This window comes from Xanthocytophaga agilis, assembly GCF_030068605.1.
GTDB classification, from domain to species: Bacteria; Bacteroidota; Bacteroidia; order Cytophagales; family 172606-1; genus Xanthocytophaga; species Xanthocytophaga agilis.
Genome location: NZ_JASJOU010000001.1, coordinates 1,409,913 through 1,428,247, shown reverse-complemented (window position 1 = coordinate 1,428,247; position 18,335 = coordinate 1,409,913). Strand labels below are relative to the sequence as shown.

General features: G+C 37.6%; 13 protein-coding genes. 3 read left to right on the top strand and 10 right to left on the bottom strand.

Translation table 11 applies throughout. The features are described 5' to 3' along the window. Positions 1-128: 128 nt before the first annotated feature. The gene (locus QNI22_RS05940) at positions 129-1,262 is read right to left on the bottom strand and encodes a hypothetical protein (RefSeq protein WP_314509707.1); all 1,134 of its coding nucleotides are present in this window, start codon (positions 1,260-1,262) and stop codon (positions 129-131) included. A gap of 608 nt (positions 1,263-1,870) precedes the next feature. Between QNI22_RS05940 and QNI22_RS05935 the strand changes: the two genes are divergently transcribed. The 3 genes from QNI22_RS05935 to QNI22_RS05925 are packed head-to-tail and all read left to right on the top strand — an operon-like array spanning position 1,871 to position 6,934. After that, positions 1,871-3,076 (top strand): hypothetical protein, encoded by a 1,206-nt coding sequence (locus QNI22_RS05935; protein ID WP_314509706.1) that lies wholly within the window; start codon positions 1,871-1,873, stop codon positions 3,074-3,076. Between the two features lie 40 nt (positions 3,077-3,116). Further along, positions 3,117-6,089: a tetratricopeptide repeat protein gene (locus QNI22_RS05930; RefSeq protein WP_314509705.1), complete on the top strand. Its 2,973-nt coding sequence runs from the start codon at positions 3,117-3,119 to the stop codon at positions 6,087-6,089. A gap of 2 nt (positions 6,090-6,091) precedes the next feature. Beyond that, entirely contained in the window at positions 6,092-6,934 is an 843-nt protein-coding gene (locus QNI22_RS05925; RefSeq protein WP_314509704.1) for a hypothetical protein, read from the top strand. A 31-nt stretch (positions 6,935-6,965) separates the two neighbouring features. Here the strand turns inward: QNI22_RS05925 and QNI22_RS05920 are convergent, their stop codons facing one another. From QNI22_RS05920 to QNI22_RS05880, 9 genes are all read right to left on the bottom strand, one after another. After that, a complete protein-coding gene (locus QNI22_RS05920; RefSeq protein ID WP_314509703.1) occupies positions 6,966-8,507 on the bottom strand; it encodes a phytoene desaturase family protein in 1,542 nt (513 codons plus the stop codon). Beyond that, positions 8,504-12,364 carry an MMPL family transporter gene (locus tag QNI22_RS05915; protein ID WP_314509702.1) on the bottom strand — a complete coding sequence of 1,287 codons (3,861 nt, stop codon included), beginning with the start codon at positions 12,362-12,364 and terminating at the stop codon, positions 8,504-8,506. Before QNI22_RS05915 ends, QNI22_RS05920 begins: the two co-directional genes overlap by 4 nt. Positions 12,365-12,377: 13 nt before the next feature. Then, entirely contained in the window at positions 12,378-13,565 is a 1,188-nt protein-coding gene (locus QNI22_RS05910) for a DUF2062 domain-containing protein (protein ID WP_314509701.1), read from the bottom strand. Beyond that, complete coding sequence (locus QNI22_RS05905) at positions 13,565-13,930, bottom strand: ApeI family dehydratase (RefSeq protein ID WP_314509700.1); 366 nt, start codon at positions 13,928-13,930, stop codon at positions 13,565-13,567. Before QNI22_RS05905 ends, QNI22_RS05910 begins: the two co-directional genes overlap by 1 nt. A 6-nt stretch (positions 13,931-13,936) precedes the next feature. Continuing rightward, entirely contained in the window at positions 13,937-14,572 is a 636-nt protein-coding gene (lolB2, locus tag QNI22_RS05900) for a flexirubin biosynthesis protein LolB2 (protein ID WP_314509699.1), read from the bottom strand. After that, the gene (gene lolA2 / locus QNI22_RS05895; protein WP_314509698.1) at positions 14,550-15,188 is read right to left on the bottom strand and encodes a flexirubin biosynthesis/transport protein LolA2; all 639 of its coding nucleotides are present in this window, start codon (positions 15,186-15,188) and stop codon (positions 14,550-14,552) included. The genes lolB2 and lolA2 overlap by 23 nt, the downstream gene beginning before the upstream one ends. Next, a complete protein-coding gene (locus QNI22_RS05890; protein ID WP_314509697.1) occupies positions 15,185-15,943 on the bottom strand; it encodes a polysaccharide deacetylase family protein in 759 nt (252 codons plus the stop codon). Before QNI22_RS05890 ends, lolA2 begins: the two co-directional genes overlap by 4 nt. 145 nt (positions 15,944-16,088) lie before the next feature. Beyond that, the gene (locus tag QNI22_RS05885; protein WP_314509696.1) at positions 16,089-17,099 is read right to left on the bottom strand and encodes a beta-ketoacyl synthase chain length factor; all 1,011 of its coding nucleotides are present in this window, start codon (positions 17,097-17,099) and stop codon (positions 16,089-16,091) included. 33 nt (positions 17,100-17,132) lie between these two features. Then, the gene (locus tag QNI22_RS05880) at positions 17,133-18,335 is read right to left on the bottom strand and encodes a beta-ketoacyl-[acyl-carrier-protein] synthase family protein (protein ID WP_314509695.1); all 1,203 of its coding nucleotides are present in this window, start codon (positions 18,333-18,335) and stop codon (positions 17,133-17,135) included.

Genomic DNA, 18,335 nt, shown 5'->3' with positions numbered 1-18,335 from the left:
TACAAAAGAAAAACAGCCATACTAATAAAAACTGAATTAGGGGTTTTTTACATGACTGTTTTTCAAATAAGCAAAGTCTTTGTACCAGATCGTTTAGCTTTTAGAGGGAGGAGTTAATCGATTAATTACTACTGATTTTTATAGAGTACTAATCTGGCTTTCTTTTGTATATCATCTTTAATAAGGATAGCTGGATAAGAATCTGTTGCGATGATCTCTCTCACCTGCGGTTCTGTCATACCTAACTTATCAGAGATCTGAGCAATCGTTTTACCTTCGTCTTGTGTTTCATAAAGAGAAAGTGTAGTTTGTTCCCCATTGACTGCTCCTCCAAACAGAATATGTTTGGTATTGGCTGGATCTACCCATATACCCTCAATATAAGAATAAGGGAAGGTAGATTTTTCATCTGATTTATAAATAAACACAGATTGATTCCCGGTTACCTTAGACAATGCACCTTCCTGTCCTACATATAAAGTATTAGGAGTATAGGAGAATGTTGCCAGTTCATTAGGACGGCGATTATCCCAGACATCCATATCTACTACCTTCTGAAAATTTGAAAGCATGACTGGATCTGCACTATTAATGTCATAGGTGGCTAACCAGGCATCGTCCAGAGGTGCTTCAGCACCTTGAAATATCTGGCTGGAGTTACCAGGAATAACTGCAATAGGACAAGGGTATGAAAAATTCGAGTCGTCCGCATAATTATTTCTATGCCAGGTATTACCTCCATCTTTGGATACGGCAATAGTAGTACCGCCCATTAGATTGGCAAACACAATGTTGGGTTTAGCCGGATGAATGGCCATACAAACATAGATCTCATACGTAGACTCCTGTGAGCTATACACCGGACTCTCTACGGTTGTCCATGTTTGACCTTCGTCCGTTGATACATAAAGAGTCTTCTCGTTAGAATCAGGAGATATTCCTGCAAAGAATTTTTTATCAATGGTTGGATGTTTGTAAATAAACGTAATGCGTTTACCTTCCAATCCTGAGCGACTCCAGGCTTTTGTTGTAAGATCGTTTTTCCATATTCCATCAGATGTTGCAACAAATACTTTATTGTTAGAATAGATAGCCTCCTGAATATCCGCACTTGGATTGATTTCAACAGCTACCGGGATAAATCCATGGTCAATAAATACTCCTTTTCCTGGCTGAGGTGTATTGGAGTCATCTTCTTTCTTACAGGACAGTAAGAACATAGCTAGCACAAGGCTTGAAAGAATGGCAATTTTTGAATACATGAGGTTGTAAAATGAGTATGATGTATGTACAAAGACTTTGCATACAGGTGACACACCAAGTACTTGAATGGTTGCAAGTAGGTAGAATACTATTCTGAACCGCTTATCATATCTATAGTATATAATATTGAAAACTACTTTTGGATAGTTATGGGTGACTCAAGGCAAGAATTTAAGCCTGATTGTACTTTAACAGATAGATCAAAGTTCAGATGTATGTGTATGGTTGGGCTATGAATTTTAGAGACAGTTAAAAAAAAGTTTAAAAAGTTGAGTAACCTTACAAGGCTTACAAGTATAAATAGAGAGCTTCTATGGCTGAATATCTCAATTTTGTAGAGCATAGTGATTTTAATTTGAATTTTAGTAATAGATCATTGAATATTCGAAAGATGTCTATATATTTAAATCTTACCTTTATATATTTGTTTTTAAGTATTTTACGTTTTTCTGTATTCCTGTAATGGAAAAATGAAAGTATCCTTGTTGTAAACTATTTGTGATGCAAAGAATATAGGGAAATCTTTAATAAAACTTACTCTTTTCGAATCAGACAAGAGTAAGTTTTATTAAAGATTTTCGATTGCTTATCTCGTAACCCACCCCATATGAAACCACTAGTAACTATTATCAGCTTCTTAGTTCTCTTACCTGCCTATGCGCAGGATGTAATCTATCAAAGTGACGAAAGTGCATTAAAGTGCAAACTAATAGAAGTAAGTGATAAGCGGGTAAAGTATAAATCGCTGCAGAATTTGAAAGGTCCTGATCGGGTACTGGAACCCGATGAGATATTAATGGTTTTTAGCGAAAGCGGTAATTATATAGTTTTTCCTGTAGATGATTCTTATGCTGCCAGTGCAATGCCTTCTGTAGCAACTGCAACGCCACGTAATTTTGATATCATAATCACAAAAGATCAACAGGTTATTAAATCTTCCATAGGAGAGAATAGCCCTGAAAGCCTTCAGTTTAAGAACCTTTTGACAGGTCAGGCACAAACACTTGAGAAGTCCAAACTGGTAGTAATTCTTTACAAAGATGGCAAGCATGAGTTACTGATCACTCCAAATGATGCTGCTCCTGTATTAAAATCAGTTAAAAAGCAGGTAGATGGATTATTTACAGAAAAATCAGTCCCTGTTGAGAAAGAAAGGGTGGCTACAAATACAACATCTGTCAATCAAACAGTTGTATCGACAAAGAATAATACAAATGAAAAAGCTAATGGAGGTGGACCTTCAGTTGCCTCTGGTAATACCAGTCAATCCGGTAATACTGCTAATAAAGACACTTATGGATTATCTCCAGAGCAGTTTGAAGAATTTAAAAATAAAGCATTAATCAAAACAGATGAATTTACAGTAAATCTTCAAATTATTACGGATGTAAATACCTCCAGGGAAAAGGCAAATAAAACAATAGATCTGACTACAGGCTTATTTGTGAATGAAGATGCACGCGTTGAAGTCTCCAATATTAATACAGGTATAAAGAATAAGTATAAAATCAGAGGATATCTTGATCGATTATTGACAAGAAGTTCACAATATTCAAAAGTGGAGCTTGAATTTGCTGATATAAGCTACGCCTCTGAGTTTAGAAAAGGACAGGATGGAAATTATTATGCTGTTATTTCGTTTGTTCAGACATTTAAAGGCTTTAAAGATGGGATAATGGTTTATGGAGATGTTACAGAACGTAATGCGACTGTTATTCTGAAATTATATGACAAAGATGAAGAAGGTGTAACCAAAAAAGTTTGGGATGTATTTTTAGCAGATGTGGGTGTTGTGGAAACTCGTAAACAATAAAGGCTTTACTGGTATTAGAAGAATGAATTGTCATCATAGAATGAGATTACGTTGTATTCTGGCTATATTTTTGTTTATAAGCCAGTTCGTGTTTGTACAGGCGCAGGAGCAAATTACAGTAAAGGAGGCTGCTGAAATTACTTATCAGGCAAAGGAAACGGTTAAAGCGTATCAGTCTCTGTTAAATTTTGTTGCTTTTGCTGAAAATGCTCCCAATGAACTCAAGGAGGCCATTGAAAATAGTTACTCTCCATCAAGGAATCAGATTTTTTATAGCAAAGATGCTGTAATTGAAGATGATATAGATCCCGAAAACCAATTAGGACATACAAAAGATCTTCCTGCAGATAAATATCTGAATACACTGGATATTCTGTATGAGAAGGATATTGACCCTACTATTACTTTATCCAATTTTCAGGTTTCTCACCTGAAAAAAAAGGATTATCTGTACATTAAAGTGTTTTTTGAAAGCCAGTTTTCCAAAAAGGATAGAAAAAAGCAACTAGCATATCCGGTGCGGCAAAGGATTGCACTACTTAGAGCTGAAAAGCGGGGCAACAGGTGGTATACCTTCATCAGTGGTATTCATTTCTTTGATCCTTCTCTTCCTGTTGAATCTACAGATAGTGATATTCTTATTCTTTCTGATATTGCCATGGTTGCAGATACTGCACAACTAAGTGCATCTGGAAATACCGAAGCTGTTGCCTCTTCCGATCGATTGGAACTGGCTATCAAGGAATATGAAGCTCTTCAGGAAGAATCTAAAAAGAAACTGGAAGAAGAGTTTAAACAAGCCATTACCCATGCTAATCAATTGTATGCTAATCAGGAGTTTGAAGAAGCTGAAACAGCTTACAAAAAGGCACGAGAATTAAATCCATTTAACACAGTTCCTTTGGTTCAGCTAATTCGGGTGAAAAAGGAACTAAGTATTCGTACGTATGAGTCGTATATTGCTCAGGCTGAACGTGCAAAGAAGGAGCGGCGGTATGAAGTAGCTATGGATTTTTATCAGAAGGCAGTGCAAAAGAGACCACAGGCTACCGATATTATAACACGTGAGTTGCAACCTCTTTCTCAGCGTGTAAATGATATATCTTCTGTCCGGAACAGAATGGAAGCGGGAAAAATTGCGGATGCGATAGAAGAGTGTGATAGAAAGATTAAGGAAAAACGTAAAGTCATAGCTGATTATCCTGAGTTCTTTTTGTTAAGAGGAAAAGCCTATTTACTTTCTTCTGATCGCAAAGCTAAGGATCGTGCATTGGAAGACTTTAACAAAGCAATAGAAATAGATGCGTATTATCAGGAAGCAAGGTTGATACGTGCGGATTACCTTGAGAAGAATGGAAATGCTATCGGGGCTATTACGGATTATGATGTAGCTTTGGCAAATATTCCTTTGGGGAGAGAGACCCATAGTGAAAGAGTGGCAATTATAATCAAAAAGGTTTTACTAAAGAAGAACTCCGGTAATCTGAAAGGAGCTATTGAGGAGTATGAAAAACTAATCAGAGAAACGGATCAGTTAGGATTAGTTCAAAACGCTGAAGTTTTCTATGAAAAAGGTTTGTTGGAGTTTAAGAAAGCTACAACAGAACAATCTGCTACTGACTATCAGAATGCGGATAAGAGTTTCAGTAAGGCTATTTCTTTAAATGGTACATTGTTACTGGCTTACTTTCAGCGAGGACTTGTCCGGTTTGATCTGGAAAAGTACCGGGAAGCTGCAAAAGATTTCTTTGAATCTGAAAAGCTGGGTCTTGATTCTGTCTCCAGAAAATCTATTGAGTGGAAAAGTAAAACCTTGTACGATGGAGGAGTGAAAGCTTTGGAGGAGGGACAATTGGATAAGGCAGAGAAGTTCTTTAGAAATGCAATTGTTATTCGCCCTAAAAATAGCCTGGCATGGTTTAAAAAGGGGGAAGTTTTATTTTCCAGGCAGGAGTTTGAAACGGCAATTGATCATTATAATACAGCTATAAGTTTTACGTCAGTATTTCCTGAAGTATATTACAAAAAAGGGCTTGCCTTATACCGGTTAAGCCGTTATAATGAGGCTATTCAATGTTTTGATCAGGCTATTAAACAAAACAAAAACTATATAGAGGCTTATAAAGGTGCAGGCGATTCCTACCAAAAGTTAACCAGCTACAAAATAGCTTTTTCTTTCTACCAGAATGCGATTACTATTTTGCAGCCTGATCTGAAAAAAGCTCAAAAATCCGAGAATAAAAATCTGATAACAAAGCTGAAAGCACAATTGGCAGAGGTATACCATGGTGTAGGCCAATGTCATTATAATACTAAGGCTTATCCAGACGCGGTAAAAGCTTTTGATAAGGCAATAGAATATGTGGCAGACTATAGTGATGCATATTATTATCGTGGCATTACATTCTTGGCTCAGAATAGCTTGAAAGATGCCGTAAAAAATATATCAAAAGCATTGGAATATTTTCCGGAGAACCCTTCCTATCGTTATGCAATAGCAAATGCTTATTATCTTAAAAAGGAGTATGAGGAGGCGATTAAAAACTATACAACCGTATTACGAATTGATAGTATCAACACCTTGAAAGATACTAAACATCGCAGAGGATTAAGTTTCGTTATGGCTCAGAATTATGAAAAAGCATTAAAAGACTTTTCTGAATATAATGCTTCTGTTGAAAGTGGAAAAGAAACCATATTTTATACAGATTATGGTTTTCTATATTTGCAAATGAAACAAGACTCTCTTGCTACTATGCAATTTAATAAGGCACTTCTGCATACATCAGAATTCCCTGAAGCTTTATATGGATTGGCGTGTGTATACGATACAAGAAATAATACCAATGATGCGATGCTCTATGTAGAAAAAGCCCTGCTTTCAAAGCAACTGAATAAAAGTTTTGTTATCTATAACGAAGAATTCTTTTTAAAGAACCTGCGTAATAACAAGATATTGGCTAAGAGGTATTCTGCTCTTAAGAAAAAAAATCTGTTATCATCTCCTAACTGAAAATGAAAAAACTACTTATAACTTGTTTATTTCTAATCTCACTCTGCTTTGCAAATGCTCAGCAAAAAGGCCCTGATAAGATTCAGAAAAAAGATAAGTCTGTGATTAATGCAATTGTGGTAGAGATTTCATCCAAGGAGATAAAATATAAAAAATATCAATCTCCCAATGGAGCTACCTTCTCTGTTCCTACCAAAGAAGTTTCTACTATATTATATAGTGATGGTTATATCGAAATATTGGATGAGCCACCTCCTGTACTTGCAAAAAGCACAACTCAGGAGAGAGTAACTGAGGAAAAAAAGCCTGCTTCGACAATAGTTTCAACTGAGACCTCTGCTCCCAAAAAAGAAACACCGACACCTGTATCGTCTGTTTCTGTAAATACAAGTACAGAGAAAGATAAAAAAACAGATGTGGTTGCAAAAACATCCAAAGGTGGTTACAAGCTTACAGGAAAAGAACTAGGCCTGGAACTACCTCCCAGAGAAGTTTCCGGATTGGATATCGACAGAGTTCCATTTGCAATGTTAGAAAAGGATTTGCGTCATCCTAGTGAGTACGATGGGGAATACCAGTGGAAATCTTCTGCACATGATCAGAAAGGAACTGTATGGCGAATAGAATGGGATAATGTTACATTGATTCCTAAAGAGTGGATGGGATATGGATGGCAGCGGCGAGCTAATAGTGAAAAAGATATCAAGCTGAAAGATAACGAATTGCGATCAAATGGGAAGTTGATGGGACACTTCGTTAAATTTACCTGGAAAGGACAGGAGATTCGTGGATTTTATATCCAGACAGCTAATAACAGAGATTTATTTCTTCTGAAGGTAAAATAGATTTTACCTTCAGAAGATGAATAGATTGAAGTTAGATAGCTGATGGGGTTGCTTTGCAGGCTTTTATCTGATTCATCAGATACGATCTTCCAAAAATTTCTGCACAAGTTTTAACAGCGGATACTGTAACCCCATAAATACCATGCATATGCATATTTTGTCCGGTAATCAGTACATTACGGACGCGGGTGCGTGGTGCAATAAACGTTCGGATGGGATCATGGTAATCTTTAAGGATACCGTAAATAGAACCTTCCTTGGTTCCAATATAGTCCCGATAGGTAAGAGGTGTAGATGCATAATAACTTACAATGGCTTCTTCCAGACCGGGGATATTTTCACTAAGTTTCCGGATCAGTTGTTTTGATTTTTTTTCTTTGAATTGCTCATAGCTTTCTCCTCTGGAACCTTTCTGGTAAATGGTATTAAACGTATTTTCCCATGGTTGTACTTCGTCGTAGCGCATATAGGCCATTACAGTAAGAGAGTCTACAAAGGGACTTTCTTGTTTGTGGACAGGATAAAAGGCGGCATAGGATAAAGGCCATTCATGTTCTTCATACTGGAATGTATCCCATACATTCCAATGGTCGTAATGATAAGTATTATAGTTTTGATAAGGAATGGTATCCTTTTTCAGAATCAGGTTAAGAATAAAGATAGACGTGGTATTTTCCAGTGTTTTAATCCGGTTTTTGTATACATTTCGGATTTTAGGTGTATCCAGCATATCCATTAAGGAGGCTGGATGAATACCTGAAATGAAATAGTTACCATAAAACTGTCGGCCATCTTTTGTTTGGACATACAGCGCTTCCTCCTCGTTAGTGATGATTTTTTCTGCTTCTGCATATTTAACAATTACGCCTCCTTGGGCTCTGATTGACCGTGCCAGCAGGGTAGCAATCTGACCTCCACCATTGATAAACCGATAGGCGCTCTCCATATAGGAATTTACCACCAGAGCGTGTACATAAAAAGGTGTTTTATCTGCTACACCCGCATATAATAAGTTTGTAGCTGCCAGTACGTTCTGAAGTTCAGTATTGGAGGTGAGGTTTTTGAAATAATCAATTGCGCTGAGTTGTAGAAGTTCAGTAGTGACAGAGTCATCTGCATCATCTGCATTATACATAGGGAAAGCTGCACAGGTAGATTGCAGATCAAGACAGTATTTATTGATGGCTTCTACCTCATCTGGAAAATATCCTTTCATGATTCGACTGAAATTCTCATAGCCCATCCCATAAAAGAATGTCTTTTTTTCTTTCCCAAAGGTGATTTTCTCAAAACCGTTTTCATCCATTCGCACAATTTTGAGCTTATCCATTAACTCAAAATAGGAAAAGAATGTATGCAATGGCTGGCCCTTATCCAAGCCACCTACATAATGAACTCCTGTATCAAATATTTGTTTGTCACGTACGAATGTCTGTAAACTTCCGCCAATCTGATTGTTTTTTTCAAGCACACATACTTTATAGCCTTCTTTGCCAAATATATAGGCGCACAACAAGCCTCCAAGCCCGCTTCCTATTACAATAAGATCATATTTTTGTGGTGTACTACTCATCTTTTGATAATCTTATAAATCACATTGGAGGTATAATCCGAATCTTTCACTATTTGTATAGCTACATCTTCTGTGGCCAATGTTGTTTGAATGTCTGTTGCAGACAAAAAATGTACCTGCTTATGTACACTTTTATTGAATTTGAATACCTTGATTGAGAATATTTCAGTCAATTGAGTGTTCTTGTGTTTGGCTGCATCTTCTTTGTTCCCATCACGTATCAGTAACATGCCTCCGGGTGATAATTTTTGTATACAGCGTAAAATTAATGTTTGCTGATCGGCCGGAGGAAGATAGTGAAGTACATCCAGCAGCAAGATAATATCTGCATCTGGTAAGTTATAGGCAAGCACATCCTGAGCTATAAAGGATAATCTGTCATTCTTCAGATACGAATGGGTAGCTATGCTAATTTTGTCTTCATCATAATCTACTCCTATAATCTTTCTTTCGGAAGAGCGAAGAGATAAGTAATAATCCAAAAATCCATATCCACATCCCAAATCCAGAATCGTGGCCTGATCCGGTATCAGTTTATCGAATTGAGAATAGTGGTGTTCCAGTGAAGTTTTTATGCGATAATACCATTCCAGTACAGGACCTTTATACAAATAGGAAGATAGTATTTTACCAGATAATACAGATATGGGCTGAGATTTATCAAGCATTGAGTAATGCTCCGACATATGTCGGCGTATCTGTTTTGCTTTTTCCTGGTAAGTGTCCCCATAGGATACATTGGCAGGAGTAATGCGAGGCAGTATTGAAATAGTTAATGGATATACTTCAAGAATGAAGTCTTTTTTGTGTATGGCTTCTCCTGTACCATGTAGTACCACAGGCAATATGTCCAGTTCAAGTTTTTCGGCCAGATAAAATGCGCCTTTATGGAACCGATGCATAGTATGGTCTTCAGAACGGGTTCCTTCCGGAAAGATAGCAATGGAATACCCATCATCAACAAGTTCTCTGACATGTTCTATACTGGTTTCAATACCATGACTGGCATTGTAAAAGCCTGCCATTTTTACGATAGACCCAAAAAATGGAGAGTTCCATACCCAGTCATTGGTAAATAGGATAAGTTTCGGATACAGAGTAAGTAGTAATAGAATATCCAGAAACGACTGATGGTTTGCAATAATAATAGCTGGTTTTTGGAATGTGTCCTGTGTGGGATTTATGGTTCGTTTGGGAACAAAGAATGCCCCATAGATCAGTGTTCGCACAAAATACATAAGTAAGTTGTGATAACCTGCCATGACGGATTTATTCCTCCGTAACCGAAACAGTGTGAACAATAGATGACCTATACCTATCAGTAATAGACACCCAATCAGAAAATAGATATAAACCAGTAGGGTTCGTATCAGTGACAGGAAAGTCAACGGACGTAATCCTTTACTGGTGCGGTCGGTAATAATCCATTTAAATAATAAAGGTATCAGCGTGTAAGAAATAACAAGCACACATAGTATACCAATGATTGAAATCAGTGCTATGGATTGAAGAGCAGGATGTTTGGCAAAAATAAGTACACCCATACCCACAACAGTGGTAAAGGCTGAGAGAAAGACAGAAATTTTATAGGAAGGCAGGTTTTCTTTATTCTCTGCATATTGTGACTTGAGTCCATCTGTAATAAAGATGGCATAGTCATCTCCCAGTCCAAAGACAAATGTTGAAATAATGATATTGACAATATTAAAACGGATATCAAAAATACCCATAAAACCTAGTATCCATACCCAACTGACAAGCATAGGTATAAACGTAACCATGGTAAGCTCAATACGGCCATATGAAATCAGCAGGATTGAAAACACTAGCAAAGAGCATGAGAGAAGTATCTGGTCAAAATCCTGTTTGATAATTTCTACAAACTTATTGTAAAGCAACTGGCGATCAATTACAGTAAGATACTTCTTATTATCCATTGCCTGAGATATTTTATCCAGATTCTGATTTTTGATTTGTATGGATGCCAGCGTGTATACTCCTGTAGAATCCTGATACATGTAATCTGTCAGCAAGTTTCTGGTTAAAAAGCTAAGATCACTTTCTGAGATACCTGTATACTGTGTATCCAGTACATTATAAAATTCCTGAAACGTTTCGGGTTTAAATCCTATCTGTGCAGAACTGCTCAGAATGTGCTTCTTAACAAATGCGATCTTTTCGGGTGTCCAGAACGCCTCCCATTTTTGGATACGTTGTTTTTGGAGTGTTTGAGAAGGAACCAGACCACTGATACCTGAATAGCGTGAAATGAGACCTGCCTTCTGAAGACTATCTACTTTAGCATAGGTTTGTTCCTGAAAGGCAATAGCTTCGTTCAGATCTGATCCCTGGACAATCAGGTAAATATTTTTTTCTGTTTTGTTTTCGGTATTATAGAGTTCCTGTTCTGCCTTTCGTAATTCTTCCGGCATATAATTGAGTGTTGCCAGATTACTTTCAAAGCCTACATTGTTGGAATAATAAAACAGGACAAAGGTTAGCAGGATAATACCTCCTGCAATGTATTTATTACGTTCTGGTTTATACAGAATCCAGTCAAGTAATGGAATCTTAGTAAAGAATGAGAGACTTTTTACATTATAATGCCACCCAGATGTCTTCTCAATAAGAAATGGCAAAAAGATAAGAGAATATAAAGCAGCTCCGATCAAACTGAAGCCTGAAAAAAGGCCAAAGTCCTGAAGAACTTCTGATTTGACAAAGTACAGACTGAAAAATGCTCCCACAGTAGATAGACTGCCGATCAGCATAGGAAAGGTGATGTCTTTGATCACCTCCTTTACGGAGTGAGTGTGTTGGTAGTGGGCAATAACATGGAAGGCATAATCAATTGCAATACCCAGTATAACCGCACCAGCTCCCAAAGCTACAGCTGAGAGCGATTCCTGGATAAAATAGACCATTGTCAATGAGAACAATACACCAAAAGCAACTGGTGCCAATACCAGAATTGGTGTAAGATAATTACGATAGAACAAAAAGAGAGTGACCATAATTACCACAACAGCAATAGATACGGTAAGCTGTATATCTTTTTGTATCTGGGTTGCATTGGCAACAGCCACAGCTGTAGCTCCAAAATATTGAATATCAACTTGGGGATGTTGACTGGATACTTTACTGATACTATGTTTAATCTGCTCAACCATCAGATGGTTGAGGCGGGTTTCCGAAGGCGGATTTTTCGGAGAAATAAAAACCAGCGTTGTTTTTAAGTCTTTTTTAAAAATGTAGCCTTTGTGTAATACAAAATTTTCGTCAGCCTGTAAAACCCGAAGTTTGGACAAAGCTGCATAGGTTATACCTAAAGGATCTTTCAGAATTGTATTCTTGAGTGCAAAGCTGGAGGGTGAGATTAATCTGTGGTAATCGGCTTCTATCGCTTTTTGAATACCTTGTTCAGTTGTCATGCTATCCAGTGATAGATAATCCTGATCTGACAGATACATGGGCAGATTACGGTACAACAGATCATACACTTTTGTAAGTCTGGTATCATCAATAGACGCTTTGATATCGGCTATCAGAGAATCCTTTTGATTGGTGGCCTGAAGTTCTGCAATAAGCTGGTCAACACATTGAATCAGGGTATCCTGTGAAGTGTTGTTCTGCATAGAAACACTAATAACTATCTTATCCAGAAACCGGGACTTGGATAAGGTAGCATGGTAATTGTTAATCTTGCCATCATTGGGAATCATTTTGGAAATATCTTCTTCCAGATGAATTCTAGACGCAAAAAAGGCAAGTACTATAAAGGAGGAGATGAGTATAAAGAAATAAATGGATTTTCTTTTTCTGAAGAACTCATATATCCACACAAAAATTCTATCCATGCATTAGATCCTTTCAGGCAAATGTTTGCTTGTTGATTCGTTTGAAGATTCCTACTGACAGAATATATCCCAATGCGCCTGCCAGAACGGCAATGAGCACACTTCCTAAAAGATATTGATAGAGATACCGACTTACTTCTGCCAGTGTAATGTTTGTTGAGAAGATAAGTCTGGTAGAATTACCCAAAACCAGAGCACCTGCCAAATTACTTAAATATAAAATAACAGGAATCATGGGAGGAATACTGATGTTGGAAGCCAGAAGTACCAGTATTTTATTAAGTCGAAACAACCTTGCCAGAATAACTGCCAGCAACATCTGATAGCCCCAGGCAGGAATAATTCCCATAAACAAGCCAAACCCAACAGATAATGCTTTTGTATGGGCTGATTCATGAGAGGATAATGTTGCCTCAATTATTTTTTTTTTTAGGCCGCTTAGCGAGAAGTTTTTAATGAATGAGTACGGATGGTACCAAAGTAGGGCAATCGTAACCAGCACGGTGTTCAATACGCTGATCCGGCTAAAATCTTTAAAAGGGCGAAAATGGGAAACTCTTTCACCTGCAGGTGGATAATAGACGCTGACAGGAGCAGGAACGACACTGATACCATTCCAGACCGCCCGTACCATTACTTCAATTTCAAATTCAAATTTACGGGTAAAAAAGCGGATTTTTTGCAAGTCCTGAATTGGGTAAAGTCGGTAACCAGATTGTGTATCCGGAAGCTGTAGTCCTGTTTCTACATAAAACCAGAAGTTGGAAAATTTATTGCCAAAGCTACTTTTACCTGGTATACCTGGCTGATCCATGTTGCGAGCACCTATGATAATGCTATGTGGATGTGTTTCAAGTTTCTCCAGAAAAATGCCTAAGTCGGCAGGCATATGTTGTCCATCTGAATCAATAGTAATAGCATACTTATAGCCCGCAGCAATAGCAGCGGCAAATCCTGTACGTAATGCTTTTCCTTTGCCCTGATTGATTGCATGTCTGACTACCTGAATCTGAGAAAACGACGAGAGTATAGATGCTGTACTATCTGTAGACCCATCATCTACAACAATAATATGCGAGGTATAAGCCAGTACACCACTAACTACTCCGGCAAGTGTTTTCTCATTGTTATACGTAGGAATAATCACACAACATTGGTGCTGATCAAACTTTACTGATATGTTTTCACTGGTAGAATGCATCAGATGTTTTGCAATTGGCCTGTAAACTTAAAAACAATTGTTTGATCCTGACTAATAGACGATGTAAAAGTAATGGTATTTGTGTCTGAATTCCTGATTTCAATTGTAACTTTTACTTTATCATTTATTTCCGGATTAATAACAGACAGAAATTTGATGTTGCCAGCATGAGTGAGAAGAGTCTGATGTGGATGTACTTTTTCAATCAGTTCTTTTACCAGCTGAACCATACATACACCGGGTAGTATGGGCATAGAGGGGAAATGTCCTTTGAAAATAGGATGAGATAGGTTGATTTGAGCAGATACTTCTATTTTTTCCTGATGTTCAAACTGAAGAATGGTATATAAATTGTTAATCAACATGAAGCGTTAAGTAAATTTGAATAGAGATAAGCGAATCTCGAGATTGAAGTTAGCATGTTTAATCAGAATCTGACGGGCATATATGCCTGTATACTCTGTATAGTGGATTGTATATTTTAATTTGTATTTTCTTCCATAGGTATAGGCAATACTTGTCAAAGTATTGTCTAATCCCGGTTCTGCAAAGATCCAGTCGTTTTTGTATGTAAACCGAATAATGGGTCTTTTGTTTTGATAAAATAGGGTTTTATGAGTATATAAATCCGTATCCCACAAAAAAGCAGTTCTAAGGTCTGATACAATAGTCTGAATGACCGCTCTGGAACGTAGTTGTGGCAGACAATCTTTCACTTCAAAGGTATCTTTGGAAATGCTGATATCAAAAAAGCGTAATCCCATTTCTGAAAAGAAGGTTACCAGCAATGTATCATTCTTTTTTCGTAGCCCTAAGATTCCGCTTAGTGATTTGCCATAGGTATGTACACTGGTTTTGTAAAAAACAGCTGTATCCAGAACAATGCCATCTGGAAGGGTAAAAGAGCTTTGCTCTGATGACTGAATACTATTTTTATAAGGATGCCTTCCACAACCACATATGATCAGACAAAGGACTATGATACTATTTAATAATAAACCCTTCATCTGGCAAGTTGCTGTTATAAATCCGATTAATAAAGTTAATACGGGTATAATCACCCCCTTTTTCGCTTATTTCAACAGCTACTACCTGATAACTGGACTTCTGAACAAATATCTTCACTTTATCAAGATATTCCTGGATGGATTTATCTTTTGGAGTCATGTCAACCAGAAAAAGAGATTTGTTTTCCTGATAATTGATAACAAAGTCCGGATTGTCCAGGATATTGCCCTGTACAGACTGAATCATCAGATCATTGATATACTTAAATAGTTTGTTGCTGCGTGTATCAAACTTGCTCACCTTATCATTGTCTTTTACATAGGCTTTGCCGTTGTATAATGACATGCTATATACAAATGGGGTAGTGTATTCAATTTTCATCTTATCCGGCTTTTTATAGCTCAGATTACCTTTGGATATAACCTTTTGTGCCAGGAAAGAGAGTTGTTTTTCCTGAACAAAGTTGCACTTCATGGAGGATATAGACTGATTGGCCTGATTGAGTTTGGTTTTAAACGCCTGTATCTCCTTCATGGGTTGGTAAGGATCATCTTGTGATACAAAAGAGAAACAGGTAATAATAACAGAAAGGAGAAGGCTTGAGAATATGTTCATTCGTGAATAAGTTCAGGTATAATATCTGCTTGTAAACCTTTGGCTGTGGTTATTTTTAGAAAATCGTCCAGAACAGTAGCTGTGTGTGCAATGGTATCATGTAATAGCACTATATCTCCTGCCTGCACATTTTGTATTCGTTGCATAATGGACATGGGGTCTTTAGCCACAGTATCAAAAGACCGGATATTCCATCCTACAAGTTTCAGGCCATACCTTTTTATAACAGATGCTATTCGTGGATTTGTGACTCCAAAGGGAGGACGATATAACTTGTTTGAATGACCTGTGGTTTTTTTAATAAGACTTTCTGTCTGTTGAATTTCTGATTCTATAGCTTTTACTCCCAAAAAGCCGTGCCTTGTTGTATGGCTGTAACTGTGATTTCCAATGAGATGTCCTTTATTTTTGATCTCGTTTAGTATATTCGGATGCTTTTCTATTTTATGTCCAATACAAAAGAAAATAGCCCGAGCTTTGTATTTTTCCAGTATATCTAAAATTTGTAAGGTATAAATAGGATCTGGTCCATCGTCAAAGCTTAATGTAAAAATATGGGAAGGATGATTAGCTTTGCATATTGCCTTTGCATACAAACCTGCATCCATTCTGAAAGATCCATAAATAATAACTGCCACATAAAATATACTTACTACAACTCCTGCCCATAATATTCTTAGGTCATAGAACAGGGATAACCCAAGAATGCAGCCAAGCACTATCAGATACCCAAGTTGAACTTTCCGAAATAGCATAAATGAAATAATCAGAAGGCAAAGGAGCTAAGAAAATAGCTATCAGACAAGTAGATTCGAATAAGAAGGATAATTCTTATAGCAAAGATAAATGTATTGGGCTGTCTGAAAAATAAAATAAGCAGGTATCTATTACATCCTCAGTTTATTCTTGTGTGGACTCTGGTTGTACCAATAAGGCTAGCGAATGGTATTTCTGGTCAATCTGATTATAAATCAATACTGTTCTGACAGAAGTTTCTTTGCCTTGTGTTTTGATGCAATGTTCTGGAATCTGTTGATTTTTTATGCTATATGCACCTAGCCAATAGGCAAACGCGGAAGCTGTAAAGTATTCACCTATATAATTTTTGTATTGAACATAGGTGGCATCAGGTATCAAGGATGATAGTGAAACGCTGTAATTACCCTGAATAACAACATCTATGGAATCTGGAGTTATTTCGTGAAGCGCCAAACAATCTTGTATCCAGTGAAGTATTGAAGTCGCATCCATCTTGCCATAGTGCAGTTTGATAAACTCAATAGCTGCATAGGAGTGAGAAGACTGTTGTGATGAAAGTAATAAACTGCTTACACCTTCTCCAATAGGTGCAGGCCAGATATTCATTCTATGTATAATTTCATAAATGTTAGGAGTCATTTCATCTGCTGAGTGGAGAAGAATAGTTGTAGAACTCTGATCTTTTATCATCAGTATACTATCCAACAAAGCAGACTCAAACGAGAAATGGCGCTGAGAGTATGTATAGTTAGGACCTGTACATTTTAAATGAATGGCAATCTGACTACTTACCGTATTATGAGTAGACTGAATAAAAGAGGTGGGTGAGAGTGGAGCGTGCTCTGTATTTTCTATGATGGAAGTGAGAAACTGTTCAGAATCTTCCAGACAGCCTAGTCCCGTTCCTGTTACAATCGCGTCAGGCATATCAATACCTGCATCTTTAAGGCAATGGATGGCTGTAACCAGTGACATTTTCTGTAAACGTCCCATACGACGGATCCCTGTAGGAGAGAGAATAGTCTTGTATACAGGCTCCTGACATTGAAGATAGGGTGTAGTAGAATCCACAATTGTACCTGTCAGAAATCTGGTATCTAAGGTAGGTTGTGGCGATATACAGGAAAGGCCATTAATATAGATTTTGCTCATGTAGTATCAAGTCTGTCCGGATAGTTAACGCATTTAACATCTGGAAAATACAAGAGAAGAATTATTGCCCCCAAATCCAAACGAATTGGAAAGCACATGCTTTATAGCCTGAGAAGAACCTAATTTAACTTCAGGTTTGATCGTTAGTTCATCCATTGGATCTGAAAAGTTCAGATTAGGATAGATGAGGCCATAGTTGATCGATAAAATGGATAAAACTGCTTCAAGACCCCCAGCAGCTGCTAATGTATGACCTGTCAGGGCTTTGGTTGAACTGAATGGAGGTGCATTTTCACCAAATAGCTTTTCAATAGCTCTACCTTCTGAAAGATCATTGGTAGGAGTGGCTGTACCATGTGTGTTGATATAACTAATATCTGCTGGTGTAAGTTTACTCCGTTGCAAGGCCTGTACCATGGCGGAATAAGCTCCTGAACCATCAGGTGCAGAAGCTGTCTGGTGATAAGCCTCGCAGGTATTAGCATAACCAGTGATCTGGCATAGTGGCTTGCGTCCGGATTTTGTTAACGAACGCTTAGATTCCAGCACCAGAAATGCAGCTCCTTCGCCTAGGTTAAGTCCCTTACGGTTTTTATCAAAAGGTCGGCAAGGTTCATCTGATAATATCATCAGGGAGTGAAAGCCATTGAGGGTGAAATTACAAAGAGCATCGGTTCCTCCTGCAATCACAATGTCATACATGCCATGCTGAATTAAACGTATAGCATGTATAATGGCATTGGCTGCTGATGAACAGGCTGTACTACTGGTTGCTATATACGACTGAATGCCTGCCAGTTCAGCTAGCTCTTCCGTAATACTTCCACAATCATGTACACGAGCATAACGGTAATTGGCCTTTTCCGGATTCTTGAGAAAATCTGCATAGAAGATTTCCCCTTTATCCATACCTCCAATGCTTGTAGCTGAAATCAGTGCCGCCTGCCTACGTTCGATAGAACCTAGCTCTGCCATTTGTGTTGCTTCCTGCATGGCCTGTATGGCAAGCAATGTTGTTCGGGAATATGTTCTTTTTGAGGAAGTATTGTTTAGCTGATTCTTCAACTGCTGATCTGTATATTTGATTTCGCCAGCAGAAAGTGTATCAGCCAGATGTGTATCCAGGATAGAAATAGCTCCAATTCCACTTTGTGATTGATAAAGTGATTGTAGTGTTTCGGGAATATTCATTCCTATGGCAGAAACCATTCCGATACCTGATACAAAAACTTCCAT